This is a genomic window from Borreliella afzelii (assembly GCF_014202295.1).
Classification (GTDB): Bacteria; Spirochaetota; Spirochaetia; order Borreliales; family Borreliaceae; genus Borreliella; species Borreliella afzelii.
Genome location: NZ_JACHGM010000028.1, coordinates 1 through 2,861, shown reverse-complemented (window position 1 = coordinate 2,861; position 2,861 = coordinate 1). Strand labels below are relative to the sequence as shown.

General features: G+C 26.0%; 3 protein-coding genes. 1 reads left to right on the top strand and 2 read right to left on the bottom strand.

The window, feature by feature from the left end; translation table 11 throughout:
* Positions 1–326: 326 nt before the first annotated feature.
* Positions 327–806, bottom strand: coding sequence for a hypothetical protein (locus HNP63_RS06530; RefSeq protein WP_183227676.1), 480 nt, complete (start codon positions 804–806; stop codon positions 327–329).
* Between the two features lie 92 nt (positions 807–898).
* Positions 899–1,594: an ErpL protein gene (locus HNP63_RS06525; RefSeq protein WP_183227674.1), complete on the bottom strand. Its 696-nt coding sequence runs from the start codon at positions 1,592–1,594 to the stop codon at positions 899–901.
* Positions 1,595–2,022: 428 nt separating this feature from the next.
* Between HNP63_RS06525 and HNP63_RS06520 the strand changes: the two genes are divergently transcribed.
* Positions 2,023–2,799, top strand: coding sequence for a tyrosine-type recombinase/integrase (locus HNP63_RS06520; protein WP_183227672.1), 777 nt, complete (start codon positions 2,023–2,025; stop codon positions 2,797–2,799).
* Positions 2,800–2,861: the final 62 nt, after the last annotated feature.

The window sequence follows — 2,861 nt, the reverse complement described above, 5'->3', positions numbered from 1 at the left end:
AAATCTGAAACTTTATTAGCATGCATATTATCTATATAATAATATAGCAAAAACATAATATCTAAACAACACCTTTTCACTTATTAACATAAACTGATAACTTCCCTATATATGCTAAAATTTTAGCAAAGGAGGAAATACAATAACCATTGAAAAATGTTTAATATAAAACTTTAACCAAACATTTTAGCGAACTTAATACTCATAAATAAAAACAAGACTATCAATTGGTCTTGTTTTTCATAATTTTTACTACTATTAAAAACCATTTCTTAAATGAACTGTTATTTCTAAATCAAAGATTATGGAAATAGCAGTTCACTAATTTATTGTATTTTATGCCTTTTATTTAAATCCTTAATATATACTACAAAATTTGAAAGGAATCCATCAATAAACTTCTGAGAATTCACAATACAATCATAAAAATAATGTAACTCTCTAAAAGTAAACAATCTAAATCTTTCAACTTCACTAGCACGTTTTTCTTCTAGAACATATTTCATAATATTTTTAGACACAAGATATATATATCCAAAAAATTCCAAAATTTTACCATATGATTTCAACTCTTGTATGATTGTATCCATAATATTTTCCTTATAATCATAATTTGGAATTTTTCTTCTTTGATCTGGATTAGTAGTATTAAATACTTGTATATAATCCTTATCTTTAAGAATGTCATCTAAAAATTCAATCGCTTTTTTATTATTTTTAATTACTACATCATCCAAAGAATTTCCATAAATATTAGATATAAATATAATAAAAACAAACAATATCTTGAATAATAATTTCTTCACTTTTACTCCTTGAAAAATATAACTTAAATAAGAAAACAAGATTGGTTATTAGTCTTGTTTTTAATATTTTATGCTTTTGAAAACCATTTTCTTTACTTTTTATTTTCTAAAATTTGAGTCCCTTCTCCAATATCTTTAAGTTCTTCTTCAATTTGCTTAATCGCCTCATCTATTATTCCACTTGACATAACACCTGTATCAGTACCAAAACTAGTAGAATTTACACTTAACCCATATTCTCTAGCTTTTGTCCAGGCTTGTGCTCCACTGCCTCTTTGATTTTGAGCTTGGTGGCCTTGAGTTTCTCCAGTTGCAGTGTCAACTTGTCCTTTATATCCTTGAAATGTCTGTTTAGCCTCTTCTAAAGCTTTTCTTCTATCATCTTTTTTCTTTTTTAAACTTTCTTCAAGTTCCTTTAATTTGTTTTCAAGCTCTCCTTTATCTTTTAATTTTTCTCTTATTTCTTTTACTTTTTTTTCATACTCAAGATATGTTTTAAGAGGAGTTTTTTTGGCCTCCGTTTTTTCTATTTTATCCTTTAATTCTTGAATTGTTTTTTCAATTTCTTTCGTATCTTTTTCATCTAAATTAGATATGTCTTTTTTCTCTAAAATATTTAACAATCCATTAAATTCTTTTTTTATCTCTTGTTCTATTTGTTTTGGACTTTTTAACTCTTGCTCTGATTGTTCTGAATTTTCTAAATCTTTACTATTTACATCATTCTTGCAAGAACTTATCAGTACAAAAACAGCACAAATAACAAACATTTTTATTTTTTTATTCATAAGTTACTCCGTAAGGCTAAACATAATACAATCTCTAATAAATACAATTTTTTAAAGATTTAAATATTTAATTTTGTTACATTTTGGATTACATAGTAACAAAACTCAAATGTAATTTTAACCAACTCTTAAAAATCTCTCCATTGCAAATGGCAAGCTCATTACAAAAGATCACAAAACACATACAAATTAAATTTCAGAGTCTTTGCTATATATCACCCAAAGTATTATATCTTTCTTGGGTGCACCCCTTAGAAAGGGCCACTTCTCCCCAATACAGCCACTCTACATCCCAAATTTCCCATGCAATGAGAAGCACCATGATTTGACTAAAATTTTAAGTTTTTGGTAAAATGTAAATTGCAATTTTTATATATTTTTATTACTTTTACTTAATTTGAAAGTAACACTTGTAAAAAGAGGATTCTATGGACTTTAATAATTATCTTAATTTAAATAAAGGAAACACAGATTTCATTCTTAAACTACTAAAAGATTATCAAAAAGTAATAGATGAAAATAAAATCCTAAAAAATACACTAGAAAATTCAACTAAAAGCAAAAAAGAAAATCTAAAACCCAGCCCTAAGTTCTACTTAACTCCTAAAACTATCAAACTAATTCTAAAATGTATTAAACAGTTAAAACAAACTGATCCAATATCTGGCTGGTTCGTACATCTACTCTCAATAAGTGGGTGTAGGGGTACTGAAATGCAAAAAGTAAAGATGGAAGATATTACCCAGTTATTAAGCGAAACTGGAGAAACTTATTACAATATAAAAGTGAATGTAGCTAAAAAAAGAAGTATCGCCTGCATTAGAGAAATTGTCATTAACTCACACGAATTCGACGCTATTCAAATAGCTCATAAAAATCATTTCGAAGATAAAAATCTTGATACTAGGCGTACTTATCTTTTCCAAAAAACCAAACACAAATTCAAAGACAATCAAATTGACATTACTCATATTTCTAAAAAATTCAAAAATCTTCTTAAAAAATCAGGATTTAAAGTAAATAAATCGCTTCATTTATGCAGAAATTTATTTATTTCAAATTTAAAAGCTAATGGTTATAATTCTTTTCAAATTAAAGAACTTATGAAATACTCTTCAACCAATGAAATTGATAATATCTACGGACTCTCTTCTGCAAACAAAATTCAAGCCTATAAATTAGCCAAAAATAGCTTGAAGCTATAGATAACTATCTATGCTTAAATATTCGCTTTGAATTTACTTTAAATATTTTTCCATTAAGCTTT

What these genes read in the sequence shown, in the direction of transcription:
- HNP63_RS06525 (WP_183227674.1), bottom strand. Translation starts at nt 1,594, where the DNA reads ATGAATAAAAAAATAAAAATGTTTGTTATTTGTGCTGTTTTTGTACTG.
- HNP63_RS06520 (WP_183227672.1), top strand. Translation starts at nt 2,023, where the DNA reads ATGGACTTTAATAATTATCTTAATTTAAATAAAGGAAACACAGATTTC.